The sequence below is a fragment of the Kitasatospora sp. NPDC048296 genome (assembly GCF_043201815.1).
Lineage (GTDB): Bacteria > Actinomycetota > Actinomycetes > Streptomycetales > Streptomycetaceae > Kitasatospora.
Window position 1 is genome coordinate 1 of the sequence record NZ_JBICZB010000091.1, and the last position, 18,028, is coordinate 18,028.

General features: G+C 71.3%; 15 protein-coding genes and 3 pseudogenes. 11 read left to right on the forward strand and 7 right to left on the reverse strand.

The window, feature by feature from the left end; translation table 11 throughout:
* Positions 1 to 89 precede the first annotated feature (89 nt).
* Positions 90 to 1,058, reverse strand: a complete 969-nt coding sequence (locus tag ACGF12_RS33815) for an MFS transporter (protein ID WP_393038828.1) — start codon at positions 1,056 to 1,058, stop codon at positions 90 to 92.
* A 117-nt stretch (positions 1,059 to 1,175) separates the two neighbouring features.
* Here ACGF12_RS33815 and ACGF12_RS33820 point away from each other — a divergent pair, with 117 nt between their 5' ends.
* The 3 genes from ACGF12_RS33820 to ACGF12_RS33830 all read left to right on the forward strand — a co-directional run bounded on the left by ACGF12_RS33820 (position 1,176) and on the right by ACGF12_RS33830 (position 4,028).
* Positions 1,176 to 2,126, forward strand: a complete 951-nt coding sequence (locus ACGF12_RS33820) for a LysR family transcriptional regulator (RefSeq protein WP_393038831.1) — start codon at positions 1,176 to 1,178, stop codon at positions 2,124 to 2,126.
* Between the two features lie 226 nt (positions 2,127 to 2,352).
* Complete coding sequence (locus ACGF12_RS33825; protein ID WP_393038833.1) at positions 2,353 to 2,796, forward strand: heme-binding protein; 444 nt, start codon at positions 2,353 to 2,355, stop codon at positions 2,794 to 2,796.
* A gap of 110 nt (positions 2,797 to 2,906) precedes the next feature.
* Positions 2,907 to 4,028: an NADH:flavin oxidoreductase gene (locus ACGF12_RS33830; protein WP_393038835.1), complete on the forward strand. Its 1,122-nt coding sequence runs from the start codon at positions 2,907 to 2,909 to the stop codon at positions 4,026 to 4,028.
* A 367-nt stretch (positions 4,029 to 4,395) separates the two neighbouring features.
* On the opposite strand, the pseudogene ACGF12_RS33835 reads toward ACGF12_RS33830, so the two are convergent.
* Positions 4,396 to 4,512 (reverse strand): annotated as a pseudogene (locus ACGF12_RS33835) (IS481 family transposase); the annotation flags it as partial.
* A 216-nt stretch (positions 4,513 to 4,728) separates the two neighbouring features.
* Between ACGF12_RS33835 and ACGF12_RS33840 the strand changes: the two are divergent.
* From ACGF12_RS33840 to ACGF12_RS33850, 3 genes and pseudogenes are all read left to right on the forward strand, one after another.
* Positions 4,729 to 5,263 (forward strand): annotated as a pseudogene (locus ACGF12_RS33840) (flavodoxin family protein).
* A 5-nt stretch (positions 5,264 to 5,268) separates the two neighbouring features.
* A complete protein-coding gene (locus tag ACGF12_RS33845) occupies positions 5,269 to 6,180 on the forward strand; it encodes a hypothetical protein (RefSeq protein ID WP_393038837.1) in 912 nt (303 codons plus the stop codon).
* A gap of 153 nt (positions 6,181 to 6,333) precedes the next feature.
* Positions 6,334 to 6,840 carry a DM13 domain-containing protein gene (locus tag ACGF12_RS33850; protein WP_393038839.1) on the forward strand — a complete coding sequence of 169 codons (507 nt, stop codon included), beginning with the start codon at positions 6,334 to 6,336 and terminating at the stop codon, positions 6,838 to 6,840.
* Between the two features lie 89 nt (positions 6,841 to 6,929).
* Here the strand turns inward: ACGF12_RS33850 and ACGF12_RS33855 are convergent, their stop codons facing one another.
* The 3 genes from ACGF12_RS33855 to ACGF12_RS33865 are packed head-to-tail and all read right to left on the reverse strand — an operon-like array spanning position 6,930 to position 8,600.
* Positions 6,930 to 7,658 carry a hypothetical protein gene (locus ACGF12_RS33855; RefSeq protein WP_393038841.1) on the reverse strand — a complete coding sequence of 243 codons (729 nt, stop codon included), beginning with the start codon at positions 7,656 to 7,658 and terminating at the stop codon, positions 6,930 to 6,932.
* 37 nt (positions 7,659 to 7,695) lie between these two features.
* Positions 7,696 to 7,929 (reverse strand): anti-sigma factor family protein, encoded by a 234-nt coding sequence (locus ACGF12_RS33860; RefSeq protein WP_393038842.1) that lies wholly within the window; start codon positions 7,927 to 7,929, stop codon positions 7,696 to 7,698.
* Entirely contained in the window at positions 7,926 to 8,600 is a 675-nt protein-coding gene (locus ACGF12_RS33865; RefSeq protein WP_393038845.1) for an RNA polymerase sigma factor, read from the reverse strand. The genes ACGF12_RS33860 and ACGF12_RS33865 overlap by 4 nt, the downstream gene beginning before the upstream one ends.
* 122 nt (positions 8,601 to 8,722) lie before the next feature.
* Between ACGF12_RS33865 and ACGF12_RS33870 the strand changes: the two are divergent.
* Together ACGF12_RS33870 and ACGF12_RS33875 are read left to right on the forward strand one after the other, a co-directional pair.
* Positions 8,723 to 9,151 (forward strand): annotated as a pseudogene (locus tag ACGF12_RS33870) (zinc-binding dehydrogenase); the annotation flags it as partial.
* A gap of 455 nt (positions 9,152 to 9,606) precedes the next feature.
* Positions 9,607 to 10,317, forward strand: coding sequence for a DUF4118 domain-containing protein (locus tag ACGF12_RS33875; protein ID WP_393038848.1), 711 nt, complete (start codon positions 9,607 to 9,609; stop codon positions 10,315 to 10,317).
* Between the two features lie 39 nt (positions 10,318 to 10,356).
* On the opposite strand, the gene ACGF12_RS33880 is transcribed toward ACGF12_RS33875, so the two are convergent.
* Complete coding sequence (locus ACGF12_RS33880) at positions 10,357 to 11,904, reverse strand: Na+/H+ antiporter (protein WP_393038851.1); 1,548 nt, start codon at positions 11,902 to 11,904, stop codon at positions 10,357 to 10,359.
* A gap of 628 nt (positions 11,905 to 12,532) precedes the next feature.
* On the opposite strand from ACGF12_RS33880, the gene ACGF12_RS33885 reads away from it, so the two are divergent.
* From ACGF12_RS33885 to ACGF12_RS33895, 3 genes are all read left to right on the forward strand, one after another.
* On the forward strand, positions 12,533 to 13,753 hold the full coding sequence (locus ACGF12_RS33885; RefSeq protein WP_393038854.1) for a PP2C family protein-serine/threonine phosphatase: 1,221 nt from the start codon (positions 12,533 to 12,535) through the stop codon (positions 13,751 to 13,753).
* Positions 13,754 to 14,175: 422 nt separating this feature from the next.
* Positions 14,176 to 15,231: a PP2C family protein-serine/threonine phosphatase gene (locus ACGF12_RS33890; protein ID WP_393038857.1), complete on the forward strand. Its 1,056-nt coding sequence runs from the start codon at positions 14,176 to 14,178 to the stop codon at positions 15,229 to 15,231.
* A gap of 192 nt (positions 15,232 to 15,423) precedes the next feature.
* Entirely contained in the window at positions 15,424 to 16,245 is an 822-nt protein-coding gene (locus ACGF12_RS33895) for a DUF305 domain-containing protein (RefSeq protein WP_393038860.1), read from the forward strand.
* A gap of 149 nt (positions 16,246 to 16,394) precedes the next feature.
* On the opposite strand, the gene ACGF12_RS33900 is transcribed toward ACGF12_RS33895, so the two are convergent.
* Positions 16,395 to 18,002, reverse strand: coding sequence for an IS1182 family transposase (locus ACGF12_RS33900; protein ID WP_393038895.1), 1,608 nt, complete (start codon positions 18,000 to 18,002; stop codon positions 16,395 to 16,397).
* Between the last annotated feature and the right edge of the window lie 26 nt (positions 18,003 to 18,028).

The following is an 18,028-nucleotide window of genomic DNA, read 5'->3' on the forward strand; positions in this document are numbered from 1 at the left end:
CCAGCTACAAGGCCACCATCAGCATCGACATCCTGACGACACCAGACCCGTGACCGGAACCCGCAGGCTCTATCTACACGGCGTTGGGACTAGACGGCGGTGGTGACCGCGGCCAGACCGACGGCGGTGAGGGTCACGCCGGTGGAGATCTGGTGGCGGACGGCGACGCGCGCCAGGGCGATCTGGGTGGTGGCGGCCGCGCCGAAGGCGAGGAAGGTCACGAGTCCGGCCAGCGCGCGGGCGGGGTGGTGCAGGGTTCCGGCGACGAAACTGGGCGCCAGCGAGGTGAACAGACCCAGGACGGAGAAGCCGGCCAGGGCCGCGGCGCAGGCGGCGAAGAAGGCCGACCGGGCGTGGGCGGGGACCGAGACGCGCTGCGGCCGGTAGGGGCGTCGTTCGCCGTCGGGTCGGCGGGTCTCGGGGACGAGGGCGACCCCGACGGCGCTCACGGCCAGCGCCGCGAGGAAGGCCACGTAGGGCAGTCGCAGGGGCTGGTGGGTGTACTGGGCGAGGAGCCCGGAGACGAGTGGACCGCCGGCGAGGCCGCCCATGTTGGCGGTGGTCGCGACGAGCTCGGAGCGCGCTCGGCCGGCGTCCGGGCGGGCCGTGGCGTGGAGTTCGGACAGGTAGGCGGTTGCCGTCGCGGTGATCATGCCGGTGCCCAGGCCCGCGATGACGCGTGCGGTGATGAGTGCGGACAGCGAAGTGGAGGACAGGAAGACGGCCGCCGCCACGATCTCGACCAGGACAGCGGGGAACAGGACACGCCGTCGCCCGAGCCGGTCGGACAGGTGCCCGGCCAGGAACAGACTGACCACGACACCGAGCGCATAGGCCGCGAACGCCACTGTGATCATGAAGGTTGAGAAGCCGTCACGGTGCTGGTACAGCACCCAGAGCGGTGTGGGGACGGCCGAGAAGGCCATCGTCGCCCAGAACGCGAAGGCGACGACCCAGAAGCCCGCACCATGGCCGAGGGCTCCGGGGCGGGGCGTGGCAGCATGCCGGGCAGGGGTCGGGGTGGTGCGGGCGGGCTGTGCGGACGCGGTCGCGGTCATGGAGGTTCCCGATCGGTCGGGGGAGGTGGGATGCGAACCTCACGATCACCTCGGCCGATCGATCCTGTCCAACACGTGTTCATGCTCGCACCGATCAGGATTGCGGATACTTGCGCCATGGAACTGCGCTATCTCGAGTACTTCCTGGTGGTCGCCGAGGAGCTGAACTTCACCCGTGCCGCCCGCCGCCTGCACGTCGCGCAGTCCGGCGTGTCCGCCGGAATCCGCATTCTGGAAAGAGAGTTGGATGCGCCCCTGTTCGAACGCAGCTCGAAGCACGTGTCCCTCACGGATGCCGGCGCGGCCCTGCTCCCCGAGGCCCGGGCAGCGCTGGCCGCGGTCCAGTCGGCCCGTGACGCCGTGGACCAGGTTCGCGGTGGGCTGCGCGGGACCGTGGCAGTCGGGACGATGACCTCGATCGGGATCCTCGACATGCCGGCCCTGATCGGACGCTTCCACGCCGAGCACCCCGCCGTCGCGATCCGGATGATGGCCGCCACCAGCGGCTCGGCGGGGCTCGCCCAGTCGCTGCTCGACGGGCTGATCGATGTCGCGTTCCTGTCGATGCCGCGCCGGCCTGCGGTCGGCCTGACGGTCCGACGGCTCGCGTCCGTCCCCTTCCTGGCTCTGGTTCCGGCCGGCCACCCGCTCGCCGACCGGGACCAGGTGGACCTGGAGGCACTCGCACAGGCGCCGTTCATCGACTCCCCGGTGGGGTACGGCAACCGCTGCGTCGTCGACCAGGCCATGGCCGCGTCCGGGCTGGAGCGCCGGGTGGCGGTCGAGGTGGCCGACATCGCGACCGCCGCCGACTACGTCCGGCACGGCCTCGGCGTGTCACTGATGCCGGCGTTCGCGGCGCCCTCCGACGATCCGCGGCTGCGCGTCCGCCCGCTCACCGGGAGCCCGCTGCTGTGGACCCTGGAGGTCGCCACCGTGACGGCGCGCCGTCCCAGCGCGGCGCTGCGCGCTCTGCTCGCCCTTGTCGACCAGCACGTCCACTCGCCCGCCGAGGCCCCGGTGGCCGCCCTGGCGGCCGATCACCAGCCGGTCGGTTGCGCCATGTGACCGCAGCCGGGCGGGCCGCCGCCCGCGCCTTTCGGTGCACGGACGTAGTACTTCCCAATGGGAAGTACCTGCCCTTGCGGGTAACCACCCCCACGGACCTACGGTCGTAACCACGACGGGACGAGCCCAGCGGATTCGGGCCCCGCGTTCCCGCACTGACGCCGGACATCCCGACGCCTCGTCACCAGCCGTCGCGACCACGCACCACAGCGCCAAGAAGGCAGCGATGATCAACGCATCCCTCATCAAGTCCACCTCCGCCGCCTCCGTCACCCTGGAGGCCGCCAACGCCCTCATCCAGGCGGTGAAGACCGCCGCCGCCGAGATCGGTTTCGAGGTATCCGTGGCCGTCACCGACGCCGGCGGCCACCTCAAGGCGTTCCAGCGCACCGACTCCACCCCGTTCCTCGCGGCCGAGGTCGCCGTCGACAAGGCGTGGACCTCGGCCTCCTTCGGCTACCCCACCCACGTCTGGAACGACTACCTCGGCGACCCGAAGGTCGCGCCCCTCGCCCAGCACCCCCGGCTGATGGCCGTCGGCGGCGGCTACCCGATCCTTCTGGACGGCAAGCTCATCGGCGGCCTGGGCATCTCCGGCGGCAGCTACGAGCAGGACCAGCAGGCGGCCGAAGCGGCCCTGAAGGCGCTCGGCTTCGAGCTCCCCGCCTGACCGAAGGCCCCATCGGTGGCCCCGGCCGCGTCCCGTCCGACGCCGCGGCCGGGCCACCGAACCCATGCCCGCGGCGTCGCGCCCGTACGACGAATTCTGGAGGAACCCAAGTGACAGTCGGCAGTTCAGCTGCGCGTGCCACGGACGTGCTCGCCCGTCCGTTCTCGGTGGGGAGCATGTCGCTGCCCAACCGGATCGCGATGGCTCCGATGACCCGCGCGTTCTCGCCCGGTGGCGTTCCCGGTGCCGATGTGGCGCAGTACTACGCCCGGCGGGCCGCGGGCGGGGTGGGCCTGATCATCACCGAGGGCACCTACGTCGGCCACCCTGCGGCCGGTGACAACGACCGGGTGCCACGGTTCCACGGCGATGAGGCGCTGGCGGGCTGGTCCGCTGTGGTGGAGGCGGTGCACCTGGCCGGTGGGCGGATCGTTCCGCAGCTGTGGCACATGGGCATGGCCAAGTCCGCCGACGCCTCCCCCGCGAGCGAAGCCTCGCGCATCGGCCCCTCGGGCGTTCCCCTCGACGACTCGCCGCACGGCCAGGAGATGGCCCGGCGGGAGCTGGACGCGGTCGTCGGCGCCTTCGTCACCGCGGCGGCGGCGGCCGAGGCGACCGGGTTCGACGGCATCGAGATCCACGGTGCCCACGGCTACCTCATCGACCAGTTCCTGTGGGCCCACACCAACCATCGCAGCGACGGCTACGGCGGCGACGCCGCCTCCCGGGCCCGCTTCGCCGCCGAGATCGTGGCCGCCTGCCGGCAGGCCGTCTCGCCGTCCTTCCCGATCATCTTCCGTACCTCGCAGTGGAAGTCGGGCCACTTCCGGGCCCGGATCGCCGAGAGCCCGCAGGACCTCGAAGCCATCCTGGCCCCGCTCGCCGAGGCCGGGGTCGACGCCTTCCACTGCTCCACCCGTCGATACTGGCAGCCGGAGTTCGACGGCTCCGACCTCAACCTCGCGGGCTGGGCCAAGAAGCTCACCGGCAGGCCCGCGATCAGCGTCGGATCGGTCGGCCTGCACAACGAGTTCATCCAGGCGCTCCACGGTGAGAAGGCCGAAGTCACCGCGATCGACCGCCTGTTGGACCGGATGGAGCGAGACGAGTTCGACCTCGTCGCGGTGGGTCGCGCCCTGCTCGGAGATCCCGACTGGGCCGCGAAGACCCTCGGCGGTCGCACCCACGAGCTCACTCCGTTCGACCGGAGCATGCTCTCCGGCCTCCGCTGAGGCGTGGCCCGGAGGCATCGGGCGGATCGGACGGCAACAGGCGGGTCCGGCGACACAGTGGCCACAGGAGCGAGCATCGCGGCCTGTCCGAGCGGGACACGAGCAGGACCAGCAGGCCGCCGAGGAAGTCCTGGCCGCCCTCGGTTTCGAGGTGCCTGTTCGCTGACCCCCGTCGGACAGTGCCTCCGCCCAGGGGTCAGCCTCCGGTCGACCGTGCCGGTCAGTCGGAGGCTGACCCCTGGGCGGTGAGGATCCGCAGGACCCGCACCGCCTCGCGGAGGTCCTCGGGCGACAGCCCCATGGCATCACCGATGGCCACAGGGGCGCCGCGGGCGCGGCGGACTGAGGGCGACCTGCCGGTCGTAGCGGAGCGCAGGAAGTCGGCCCAGGTGCTGGACGTGCGCTCGGGTGCTGGTGGGATGCCGGCCTCCTTCAGGATCTCCCAGGCGGTGGATGCGGCCACCTTGACGCCGAGGACGACGAGGGGCCGCGGCTCCGGTCCGGGACCGTCGCACCCCCGGCTGCTCGCAGCCGTTGGTCGCCGAGGCGGCGATGCCCTCTCCGCGGGACGGACCGCTTCCGGTGACCACAGCCCCATCACAAGATCAGTGACAGAGTCCTTCAACGAGTACGCCGACACCCGGTCGCGCTCCTGCCGAACCCACTTGTAACGTTCGGCCGTTCGGCGGCACTGACGGGTATGAGCCATAACGACCTGCGTGCGCTGTTCCTCAACTGCACGCTGAAGAAGAGCCCCGAGCGGAGCCGTACGCAGGGCCTGATCGAGCTCGGCTCGCGGATCACGAAGACGCAGGGGGTGCAGGTCGAGCACCTGCAGCCGATCGACGACGAGACCCCCACCGGGGTGTGGGCCGGACATGACCGAGCACGGCTGGCAGATCGACGCGTGGCCGTCGATCTGCCAGCGTGTGATGGCCGCCGACATCCTCGTCATCGCCGGGCCGATCTGACTGGGTGACAACAGCTCCGTCGCCAAGCAGGTCGTCGAGGGGTACGTCATCCCGCCGCAGGCGGACGCCGGCTGGATCTGAGGGGCCGGTCCCGGGCCCTCGCATCTCGATCCGGGCTCCGGCGGCCCTGCCAACGACTTCACCAACCGGAACACCACGTTCATGACGTGGAACCCGCTCCACACGGCCCGGCTGCTCGAGGACGCCAGCTGCCGCTTGGACTTCGAGCACCCGGAACCGCTGACATCAGCAACGAAAGGCTAGGAATCATGACTGTCGAGACCGTCGACACCGTTCCCACCTGCGCCTACCCGGGCTGCACCCACGCGCCCGAGCCGAAGGCGCCCGGCGCGGAGGGACCGGCCTCCCGCTACTGCGGCCACCCTGACCACAACGCGCTCGGCGCGTTCCGGAAGTTCCGCGCCAAGCGGCAGCAGCGCAAGGAGGACAAGCGCGCGGCGGCCGAGGCCGAGAAGGCGGCCCAGGAGGAGGTGAAGGGCTCCGCTCAGTCCGCACCGGCCGCCGGGCAGTCGTGGCCAACCTCCTTCGTACCCGGGGCCGAGGTCGTGTCCCAGGAGCACGGACACGCCCTCGCAGCCGAGGCATCCGAGCCGGCACCCGCCCCGGCGCCGGAGGAAGCCGTGCACGATGAGATGGGCTCGATGAAGGAGGCCATGGAGGCCGTGGCCTCCATGGCGACCGCCGATTGCGGCGAGGGCGCCCAGTCCCGCGACACCGTCGTCGCGCTCATCAAGCAGCTCTCCGCCGATCTCCCCGCCTACATCGAGGAGCTGGCGATCATCACCGACTCCGCGGCGGCCGAGGCCCGCATCGAGACTGTCACCCGAGCCTCCGCGCAGCGCATCCTCGCCGCCGAGGAGCGCGCCATGCTCGCCGAGGAGGCGGCCGACATGGCCGTCGCCGCACTCGACGCCGCGACCCAGAAGTTCACCGAGGAGACCACCGCGATCCGCGAGGAGGCCGCGCACAAGGTCGCCGACGCCGAGTTCGTCCGGGCCGAGCTGGAGCGCTACCGCGAGCGCGTCGGCATGCTCGAAGTGCGGCTCGACGCCGTCCGCGACGAGGCCGACGAGCTGCGCCGCGCCCGCGTGGCCGCTCCCGCAGCCACGGGCTCCCCGGCCACCCCTGCTGAGCAGGCGCACCCCGCCGAGAACTGCTGAAAGTCGTAGACGGACCGGAGCGGCGGACGTTCGTCTGTAACGTTCGCCGCTCTTTCCGTCTCTGAATGCCCAGCGCCCAGCGCCCAGGGCGCCGAGGCAGTCGTCGATGCCGCCTCGGCGCCCACGAACACCTGAGAAGAAACGGAAACTCTCATGTGTCGCAGCAAGCGCCGCAACGCCCTCTGGATCACCGCCGCCGTCGTCGTCGTGGCAGCCGTCGCTCTGTACCTCTTCCAGCCCTGGAAGCTGTTCACCACGAACCGCGTGGACGAGGCGCCTCCCGCGGCCGCCGGCCAGCAGGCGGGCACGGTCAAGCAGGTGGCGAACGGGGCGTTCATCTCGCACGAGCACGAGACCAGCGGCTCGGTCGAGATCCAGCAGCTCGCCGACGGGAAGTTGACCCTGCGCCTGACGAACCTGCACACCTCCGACGGCCCGGCCCTGCACGTGTGGCTCAGCGACCAGCCGGTCAACAAGAACGGCGGCGGCAATCTCGACGACGGCAAGCACATCGATCTCGGCGCCCTCAAGGGCAACGAGGGTAACCAGAACTACGCGATCCCTGCCGGCACCGACCTGAACAAGTTCTCCACGGTGACCATCTGGTGCGAGCGCTTCGGCGTCTCCTTCGGCGCGGCCGAGCTGAAGCAGCGCGCCTGACGGAGTCGGGTCGCACGGAAAAGTCGAGGAGCGGGTGGCATGTCGCCACCCACGCCTCGACGTTCCGGATCCTCCCGGGCCAACAGCCCCTACGACACCAGGATCGGAATCAGCAGCGCCACGCACGCGGTCAGGCTCCACAGCGCGGGCGCCGCGCTCAGCGTCTGCTCGTGACGCGCCGCCGCCCGCACCGCGGCCGCCTCGCTGCGGGACCGGTGCCACGGGCTGACCCGCTCCTCCAACCGCTGGTACACCAGGCCGAGTACGGCGCCGTAGGCGAGGTGGCCGACGAGCGAGGGGAAGGACTCGGCCAACGCGGCGGCGCCCCACCGGGGTGCCTCGCCGAGCAGGACGGGAAGCAGCGTCAGATTGCCCAGTACCCACCAGAGGAAGCCGTAGGACACCCCGCCACCACCGACGATCACCACATGGGGTTTGGCCCGCTGGAGTGCCGGGCGCGGCGGGAGCCAGGTCGACAGGGCGTGGAACACGAGCCCGGTGACCGCGCCGAACAGGGCGGCGCCGACGAGCTCGGGGAAGCGCGCCACGGCCACCGCGATCGTCCACGACAGCGTGTCCCCCTCAAGGACGGGGGCGAGGGTGAGGGTCCAGGTCACCCAGTCGAGCATGCCGATGAGCAGACCGACGGAGAAGGCCGAGCCGTTGCTCTGCCGGTGCTCGCCGAACAGGAGGCCGAGCACGGCTCCCAGCACCACCGCGTGCCCGGCCCACCGGATCCACGGCGGGTCCGTCGCGAGCGCGACGACCGCGCCACCGGGCAGTCCGGCGACGACGCCGAACAAGAGTCTTCTGAGCACAGTCATGCACGTTCGGAGCGGGCGCACCGCACGAGCGTTACACGTCCCGCTGCCAGTCCCGGAAGGCGGAGAGGAGGTGCTGCCTGGCGTCCGGCGAGATGCCGTCCGGGGTCAGTTCGCCCGTGGTGGCGATCGTCTGACGGAACTGGTCGAGGTAGTTCTCGCACCCCGAGCACTCCGCCAGGTGCTCGATGAAGCGCCGCTCGTCCCCTTCGGACAAGGCGCCGTCGAGGAACTCGGTCACCAGCTCCACGAAGTCGTTGCAGTTCACGCCCGTCCCCTCCCGCCCGCGACGTCATCGGCACCAGACATGTACGACTCCAGCTTACGGCGCAGCAGGGCCCGGCCCCGATGGAGGAGGACACGCTGGTTCCCCGGCGAGATCTCAAGGAGCGAGCACACCTCGTCGGAGTCGTACCCCGCGACGTCGCGCAGGGTGACCACGGTACGGAGGCGGGGCGGGAGCTCGTCGATCGCCTCCGCGATCACCGCGCGGACCTCGCCGCGCAGCACGTGGTCCTCGGGGATGGGCCAGGGACGCGGTTCCAGCCCGGTGACCCAGTGCCCGGCGTACCGCTCGCCGGGGGCGCGGAATCGCTCGGCATCGACCGTCGGCCCTTCCTCCTCCTCCGGCAGCAGGCTGGCGAAGGGAACGGTCCTGCTCTCCTTCGTGCCGCGCGCCTTGGCGGTGTTGACGAGAATCCGGTACACCCACGTCTTCAGGGACGCGCGGCCCTCGAAGCCGTTGATGCCCCTGATGACCGCCAGCCAGGTGTCCTGGACGGCCTCCTCGGCGGAGTCCTTGGTTGACACGAACGACGTGGCGAGCCGAAGCATGCCGCCCGACCAGGAGTCCAGGACCAAGGCGAACGTCTCCTCGTCACCGTCGCGGAGGCGCTGCACCAGGACCTCGTCCGGGGGCAGTTCGCATGGGCCCGCCATTCTTCTCTCCTTGCCGGACGTCAACCGAAAGCGCAAGCCTAGGGCAGCGGGACAGGTGCGGACATCCGCGGGGTGCGTTCGTTCCTCTCCCGGTAGGAACCTTCACGGCCGGGCGGCCGCCGGATGTCGGGATCAACTACCGCGAGCAGGACTTCGTCGAGGCGGTGCGTGAGGCCACCGGCGGCGTGGGGGTGGACGTGATCCTGGACATCATGGGCGCCACGTACCTCCAGCGGAACGTGGACGCACTGGCGGTGAACGGTCGCCTGGTGATCATCGGCCTCCAGGACGGTGCGAAGGCCGAGCTCGACCTCGCCACCGTGCTCACCAAGCGGGTCGCCGTGGTCGGTACCACCCTGCGCGCCCGTCCGCTCGCGGAGAAGGCGGAGATCGTGGCGGCGGTGCGCGAGCACGTCTGGCCGCTGGTCGAGGAGGGCGTGGTCAAACCGGTGGTCGACCGGGTCCCGCCGATGGCCGAGGCCGCTGCCGCACATCAGGTGCTGGAAGCGGGCGAGCAGGTGGGCAAGGTCATCCTTGTCAGTGGGACTGCCATTTTGATGCAGCGCCAGGGCGGTGGAGGACGGGCAGGGGATAGCGGGGCCGGGGGTGTGTTCCTGAGCGCTGGGAGATGAGGTTGGGCACGCAGGCTCACGGACTGCCGGCCGGCGATGCGGTGGGCTTTTGTGTCGAGGCTGGTTCACTGGGGCAGGCAACCGGGATCGAGCAGTCTGGTCACGATCACCCCTCCAGGTGCCGTCATACCCGCCTCTTTGTGGGCTGCAGCTGACGCGGATGTCGTTCATGGGCAGGCCGGGGAAGCCGGACAACTCCTGGTGGTCGTGAGCCCGGAAAGGCAATCTGTCGGCGTGGCGTGCTGGGACGCGCGAGCGCATGGATCGCGTTAATGCGCTGTTCTGTGGCTTGCGCCCGGTCCGTGTCCTGCTACACCGGAAGGTGGAGGTGTGCGATGCACCGGTACGTGATGAGAGGGCCGTTCTCCCTGCTCGTGGCGGTGGTGGTCCCGCTTGCGCTGAGTGCGGTGCTGTTGCCGTTGCGCGGGCACCTGGCCAACACCAATGTGGCTCTGCTGCTGGTGGTGGCGGTGGTTGCGGTGGCGGCGGTCGGGCATCGGGCGGCTGGTGCGGTCGCGGCGCTGAGTGCCGCCGCGTGGTTCGACTTCTTCTTCACCCGGCCCTTCGAGCGGTTCACGATCAGCAATTCCTCGGACGTCGTCACCGCGGTGCTGTTGCTGGCGGTCGGGCTGGCGGTTTCGCAGTTGGCGGCGCGTGCCCGGCGGTTCGAGGTCGTCGCTGTGACCGATGCCGGCTATCTCGCCCGGATCCACGAGGCGGCGGTCGTGGCGCGCTCCAGGTCGGCGCCGGTAGTGGTGGACCACGTGCGGGCCGAGCTGGTCGACCTGCTCGGTCTGCGCGGCTGCCGCTTCGAGCACGGTTCGCTGCTGGGGCGCCCGCCGCGTCTGGAGCAGGACGGGTCCATCGTCGTCGGGCGCAAGGAGTGGGCGACCGACGAGCTGGGGATGCCGGACGGCGAGGTCGAGTTGAGGGTGTTCGCTCACGGCCGGTACGTGGGGCGGTTCATGCTCGATGCCGTGCCCGGGAGCCGGCCCGGCCGCCAGGCGCTGCTGGTGGCGGTGACGCTCGCGGACCAGGCCGGTGCCGCACTGGAGTCGTCCGGCCGGCCGGTGGAGGCGGCCTGATCTGGGCACCAGCCGGGCACCGGCCGGGTCCGTGCGGGGTCAGCGGGAGCCGAGGGCGGCTTCCTCGCGGTCGAGGTCGTGCTGGAGGCGTCGGCGGGTGGTGTCGCTGATGCGGTGCTCGTCGTAGAGGCGGTGCAGTTCGGTGCTCTGGACGGCTATCACCTCGCGCCTCAGCTGGCGGTAGGTGGCGTCGGCGGTGGTGCCGTCGGGAGTTTCGGCAGTGTGGTCGAGGCGGGCGGTGAGGCCGCGGCGCACGCGGTCGACGGCGGTGGCGGGCATGACCTCCAGGGTCGCGAGGTGGTCGACGTGCTCGAGGGCGGCGTGGTTGAGGGCGTCGCGGGCATCGTCCTCCTCCTGGGCGGTGTGTTCGGGCTCCAGGGCGAGTCCGGAGCGGTTGACCACCGCGGCGAGGGTCAGGCCCTGGACGACGAGGGTGAACACGACGACCGAGGTCGTCAGGACGAGGACGAGGGGGCGTCCGGCGAGCGTGCTGCCGTTGTCGGCGGTGAGCGGGATGGACAGGGCCGCGGCCAGTGGCATGACGCCGCGGGTGCCCGCCCAGGTGACCACCCCGGCGACCCGCCAGGACAGCCCCCCGCGGGTGGGCTTGACCGCGCGGGTCAGCGGCAGCGTCCAGAGGACGCGCACGGCGATGAGGACGGCGGCCAGCGCGAGCGCCTGAAGCGGCCACCATCCCCGGCCGGCCGGCAGGGCCCGGACCAGGGTGGGCAGTTCCAGGCCGACGATGCTGAAGACGACGCTCTCCAGCAGGAACACCACGACGGCGTAGACGGCGTTCAGCTGGAGCCGGGAGTGCGCGTCGGTGAGGCGGTGACTGGAGCGGCCGAGCAGGACACCGGCGATCACGACCGCCGTGACGCCCGAGGTGTGTGCGGACTCCGCGAGGACATAGGCGGCGTACGGGGTGACGAGGGCGATCACCGTCTCCAGCACCGGGTCGGTGGTACGGCGGCGCACCAGCCACACCAGGCCCGCGACCGCGGCGCCGATCAGGCTGCCGCCTCCGCCGAGCAGCACGAGCTCACCGCCGGCCTCAGGGAGGTTCACCGTGCCGCCGACGGCCACGGCGACGCCGACGGCGACCTTGAACAGTACGAGCGAGGTGGCGTCGTTGAACAGGCTCTCCGCCTGCACGAGGACCTGGACGCGCCCGGGCAGCGCGAGGCGGCGGCCGAGGGCCGTGACGGCGACCGGGTCGGTGCTGGACAGCACGGCGCCGAGGACGAACGCCATCGCGGGCGGCATCCCGGTGAGCGCGACCGCCGCGTAGCCGACGGCGGCGGCGGAGGCGAAGACCAGACCGAAGGACAGGATGGTCACCGGGCGCCACACCGTGCGCAGGTCCCGCAGGGACAGCTCCTCGGCGGAGGCGTAGAGCAGGGGCGGGAGCACGACCAGGGCGATGGCCTGGGGCGGGACGTGCAGCGCGGGTACGCCGGGGATCAGCGCGATTGCGAGGCCGGCCAATACCAGCAGCGAGGGCGCGGGTATGCGCAGGCGCCGGGCGAAGGTGGCCACGGTGGTCGCCAGGACCACCAGGACGAGGACGATCCCCACGGCATGCATCAGTGGCAGACCCCATCACAACGAGCGGGGTCACCGCCGCCGATCGCCGCAGTCGTCCCCCGAGCCGACCAGACTTCCCGGCACACCTGAGGTGGTCATTTTATCGGGACATTAGCGGGAGTGTCAGGGCCCGGTACCCCGGACCGGTCGCGGCCCACCGCGCCCCGGAGCCCGAGTGTGCCTCCGTCGCCACCGTGCGCGACCTGGCACTCCCACGGGCCGGCCGAGGCAGAGCCTGGAGGATCTTCCACCACCGGAATACCGGCAGCCGGCGTCGCGCGACCTCGAACCGCGTGGACGGCCACCGACCCGCCGCCCCGCAGGCGCGCTGGCTCGAAGCCGGGGCGCATCGTGTCTCCTGCACGCCGACGACACGCAGGAGACCCTATGCCGACGAACGGCCCTTCCGGATAATGCGGAAACCGCTGTCGCGCCGTACACCAGAGGGTAGGACCCCATAAGGCCGCAGGGTCTTCCGCTGCAATTCCGGGTCCGCCGCTCGGCTCGGCCACGCCCTCCGTGCGCTCGGGGAGGTCGCCTGCTAGGCCGTCGCCGCGGCCACACCCAGCGCGATCGTGGCTGAGGTGAGAGGGGGCGGGATTGGTGTGAGACTGGGGAGGCGGAAGGGGTGATCCCCGTGTCGGAGCCACCGCACGCGGGCGCCGGTACCGACGCCGTCGTCGACGAGAGTCTGCTGGAAGAGCTGCTCATCGAGGCGCAGACGGCCCTGCCAGTGGAACTGCCCGATCTGGCGAACCGGTGCGCCTCGGCCCTGGGCCTGGAGGCCGCGCTGATCTACCTAGTCGACCTGCAACAACGGCTGCTCATCCCGCTCGACGAGGCATTGGAGCCGCTGCCGGTGGACCGCTCGCCAGCCGGCTGGGCGTACCGTACGGTCTCGCCGCGGGTGGTCGACGCCGGCTGGGGCGGCGTGATCGTCTGGATGCCTTTGGTCGACGGTGCGGAGCGACTGGGCGTGCTGGCGGTGCGGTGTGCCTCGCTCGACGGGGTGCGGATGGGCCGCAGCCGGATGCTGGCCCATCTGTTCGGCATGCTCATCACCTCCAAGCGCACCTACAGCGACTGGCTCTCCTCCCTGGCCCGCACCGCGACCATGGGGTTGCCCGCCGAGATGCTGCGGGCCTTCCTGCCGCCCCACACCGTCGGCAGCAGCCGGTGCGTCTCGACCGCGGTCCTGGAACCGGCGTACGACATCGCCGGCGACGCCTTCGACCATTCGGTGATCAAGAACGTGCTGCACACCATGATCCTCGACTCCATGGGTCACGATCTGACCGCCGGGCTGACCACGTCGGTCGCCATGGCCGCGGCGCGCAACGCCCGCCGCGCCGGCGGCGCCCCGGCCGACATCGTCGGCTCCGTCGACCAGGCGCTCGCCCACTGGCTGCCCGACCGTCTCTGCACCGGTGTGCTGTGCCGGCTCGACGCGGAGACCGGGGTGCTGCAGTGGGTCAACTGCGGTCACCCGCAGCCGCTGCTGATCCGTGCCGAGCGGGTGCTCCACGGAGCGCTGGACAGCCCTCCGCAGCCCCCGATCGGCCTGGCCAGCCACCTTGCCCCGGAAGTCCGGCAGGTCCACGAGACGACCCTGGAACCGGGCGACCGCGTCCTGCTCTACACCGACGGCGTCGTGGAGGCACGCGACACGGACGGTGCGGAGTTCGGCCTCGACCGGTTCACCGACTTCATCATCCGCTCCTCCGCTGCCGGCCAGCTCCCGGCCGAGGTGCTGCGGCTGCTCATCCACGCCATCCTCGACCACCAGCGCAACCACCTGCGGGACGACGCGACCGTGCTGCTCTTCGAGTGGCGTCCGCAGCACCGGTGACGTAGTTCGCCGACTCTCGCTGTGCTCGTACGCCGTCTTCGGCCGGGTCCAGCAGGAACGTGCCGAGCATTCGCACGGTCCCCCCCACGCTCCGTCCGGGCACCTTCGCTTTCGCCCGGCTCCAAGACGCCCCCAACACCGCCTTCCATAGCCCGGCCACCCGGTAACGCGTCACCAATACGTTGCCACCAGCCTCGACGGAGCCGGAGCAGGCCCTGACAGGCGTCGAGTGGAAATGTCAGTTGCGAGCAGGCCGTCGGCTTCGGCCTTGAGGAGGCGGCCCACTCCCGGCGCGCCACGCGGGAGCAATGTCGCGGGGGAGCGGCAGGGGGGTGACTCTGGAGTGGGGGAGAGCGCGGTGCGGGCGAGCGGGACGAAAGGGCAGGCCGGTGTCCGGTGTCTTGAAGAGAACGTGGCGGCCGTTGCCGCTCCCCGCCAACTGGTCGCGCTGGTTCAGGATCGGCGGCTACCTGCTGGTGGCGGCGGCTGTGGCGGCGGACTTCTCGACCGGGCCCGGCATCACGTTCGCCCCCGTGCTCGCCGCCGTTCCCGTGCTGGCGGGCGCGGGCACCCGCCGGGCCGCGGTCCCGCTGGCGGCCGGACTGGCCGCCACCGTGCTCGTGGTCGGCCTGGCGTTCTACGACACCCAGGTGCCCCCGGTCGTCATCGCGACCGCGGCGGCCACGGTCGTCGTGATCAGCCTCTTCACCTGCGCCAACGTCCTGCTGGTGACGACCCAGGAACGGGAACTGGTCAGGGTGCGCACGGTGGCCGAGGCCGCGCAGCAGGCCCTGCTGCGCCTGGTTCCCCGGCGGATGGGTCCGCTCCTGGTGGCAGTGCGCTACGTGGCGGCGGAGGCCGAGGCGCGGATCGGCGGGGATCTGTACGAGGTGATCCGGACCCCCTACGGGGTGCGGCTACTGCTTGGTGACGTGTGCGGCAAGGGTCTGGGGGCGGTGGAGACCGCCGCCGACGTGCTGGGGGTGTTCCGTGAGGCGGCACGGGCCGAGCCGGACCTGGCGGCGGTGGCCGGGCGGCTGGACGCGGCGTTGGCGCGTCGTCCGGCCAGCGAGGAGTTCGTCACGGCGGTTCTGGTGGGTGTCCCCGAGGTGCCGGGACCGGCGATCGTGGTCAACTGCGGGCATCCGCCACCCCTGCTCTGCCACGACGCCGAAATCAGCGAGGTGACGCCGCTCGCGTATGCCCCGCCGCTGGGGCTGCTGGGCCTGGTCGGCGGTGACTACCGCGCCCGGCCGCTCACCTTCGACCGCGGCGACCTGCTGCTGCTCTACACGGACGGCGTGGCCGAGGCGCGGGACGCGGCGGACCGGTTCTACCCGCTCGCCCAGCGACTGGCCGTGCTGCCGCACCGGGAGCCGGAGACCCTGCTGGACGAGCTGCTCGTGGACGTGCGGACGTACGTCGGCAACGGACTGACCGACGACGCGGCGCTGCTTGCCGTCCGCCGCGAGCGGTGACCCGGTCCCGGAAAGCCGTGCGGCGCGGCAGACCACGGGCCGGACAGGGCCGCCGGCCAGCGACGCGGAAGGACGGCGGTTCGGCGCCGGCTGTGACGCGGGCCCTCAGCGGGCTTTGGCGCCACGACAAGCAGCGCCACCGGAGTCACGGTGCCTGCGGACGATTCGGCGGACGCCGGGTTCGCCCGGGACATGGCCACCCACCATCAGCAGGCCGTCGACCTGTCGTTCATCGTGCGCGACCGCACCACCGACCCGGAGGTGCGGCAGGTGGCCTTCGATGTGATCAACGCTCAGGCCAACCAGCGCGGCATGCTGACCGGCCGGCTCGACCAGTGGCACCTGACCCACTCCAGCCCCGCCGTCCCTATGGCCCGGATGCACATGGACCCGTACCAAGCCCACGACGGCTCCCTGATGCCCGGCATGGCCACCAACACCGAGATGGACCAGCTGCGTTCCGCCTCCGGCAAGCAGGCCGAGATCCTCTACCTGCAGCTGATGATCGACCACCACAAGGGCGGCGTCGTGATGGCCCAGGGCTACCTCGCCCTGGCCCGCAACCCCGCTGAGAAGCGCCTCGCCCAGACGATCGTCGCCAGCCAGGTCGCCGAGATCGACATGATGACCCGCATGCTCGCCGAGCGCGGCGCGCAACCGCGCAACCGCGCAACCGCGCAACCGCGCAACCGCGCACCTGAGCACCGGAGTTCCGAGCCGAGCGGGTGCTTGGGCGCCCGAGGCGGACTACTTCTCCCGCGTCTGCTGGAGCTCGGGCGGAATCGGCAGTCCCCGCTCCTGCCGCTGACGGGCTATGAGGACCTCCAAGGCGGGGAAGATCCCGTCCAGTTCCGCACCAAGGTAGTCGCTGTCGATGATCTGCGAGACGCGGACGAGCGCCTCGAACAGGTGGATGGTGCAGAATCCGGCCTGGTCGAAAGCCGGCGCGGGGGTACTGCGCGCCATCGAGGGCTTGGGCCAAGGCGTGGACGGCCTGGTCTGCGGAGTCTTTGAAGAGGTGGCCGTAGAGGTTGATCGTGGTGGCGAGGGTTGCGTGGCGCAGGGTCTTGGAGACGACGGCGAGGGGGATGCTTTCGGCGATCATGATGCTGGCGGCGGTGTGCCTCAGCTTGACTCTGTCGGGGATCTTGGTCACCGCCCTCTCAACTGACGGCTCGCCAGGAACGTAGGCGCGGGATGCCCCGCTGGTCGAGGTGGTCCTGGAAGGCCGTCGGTGGTCGTGGGGGCGCGCTTTCGTCGGGGGCCTGCTTGCTGAGGCGTTCGATGTTGACGGCGATGGCGGTGAGTACGTGCTGCAGGTGGGCCTTGGCCTGCCCGCGGTAGCGGCAGTGGCGCATGCCATGGCCGTGGGCGAATTCGCAGATGGTGCCCTCGATGCCGGAGCGGACCGCATATCGCTTGTGCCAGGCCGGATCCTGCTGGTCGGCGCGGTTGCGCAGTTGCAGTTCGAGCAGCTCGCGCGGAGGGAAGCCCACGGTGCGCTGGGCGTCGCGGGAGCTGGTGCACTTGGCCCGGACCGGGCAGGGCTGGCACTGGCTCTTGGTGAAGCGGGCCACGATCAGCGGGGCGGCGGTCGGCGAGGAGGTCGGGTAGGGGCCGTGCCAGCCGGCACTGGTCTGCCCCTGCGGGCAGGTGACCTCCTGGCGGTCGAAGTCGATGCGGAAGTCGTCGCGGGCGAAGCCCTCCTTCTGGCGGTGCTGGCGGGTGGGGTTGCCCGGCAGTGGTCCGACGACGGTGACACGGTGTTCGCGCTGAGCCTGTTCCAGGTGCGGCAGGGAGGTGTAGCCGCCGTCGACCAGGTGCTCGTCGGGCAGTAGGCTCCGCCGTTCCAATCGGGCGTGGATGCCGGGCAGGACCTCGGTGTCGGCACTGGTGGCCGGCATGGTCGCCACGTCGGTGATCACGTTGGGTCCGTCGCCGGAGCAGGTCTCGGTCACATGGGCGAGGAACCCCGTCCAGCGGGTGACCTGCCCGCGGCGCGCGTAGCGGGCCGTCGGGTCGTAGGGCGAGACGATCCGGTGGGCCGAGGACGGCAGGCCGCTGCCGTCGTCCTCGTCGCGCCAGCGCAGGCGCCCGGCGGGGTCCCAGTAGTAGTTCTGCACCAGGATCTGCCGCAGGACCTGGACTTGGGACCTGCCAAGCAGGGACGGGTGGTTGCGCCCGAGGTGTTCGAGCAGGCGGCGGGCGTCTTCGCCGGTGGTGTTGATCCTGGTCTTGGGCCGGGTGGGGTTCTTGCCCAGGCGGACCGGCCGGCCGTAGCGGCGGCCCCAGTCCTCGCCGACCAGGCCGTCCAGCGCGTGGTCGACGGTGCGGGCCAGTTCCTCCAGGGCCGCGCGCACGGCCGCGGTGACCAGCTCGAGGCGGGTCAGGTCGCGGACGGTGGCCAGGACGTGGGTGGAGTCGGTGCGCTGGGTGGTGCGCTCGCGGACCAGGCCGGCCTCTTTCAGGCGGGCCAGGGCGAGGTCGAGGAGGCGGTCTGCCCGGCCGCCCTGGAGCAGGCGGTCGCGGAAGTCGGTCAGCACGCTGTGGTGGAAGCCAGGGTCGTCGAGTTCGAGGCCAAGCGCGTACTTGAAGTCGATACGGCAGCGCACGGCCTCGGCGGCATCGCGGTCGGACAGGCCAAGCAGGAACTGCAGCACGCTCACCGTGGCCAACTGGGCCGGCGAGAGCCCGGGCCTGCCGTCGCGCGGGTACCAGTCGGCGAAGTCCTCGTCCCGCCACAGGCCGTCGAGACGGTCACGCACCCACATCGCCGTCGTGCCAACGGGGTTGCTGG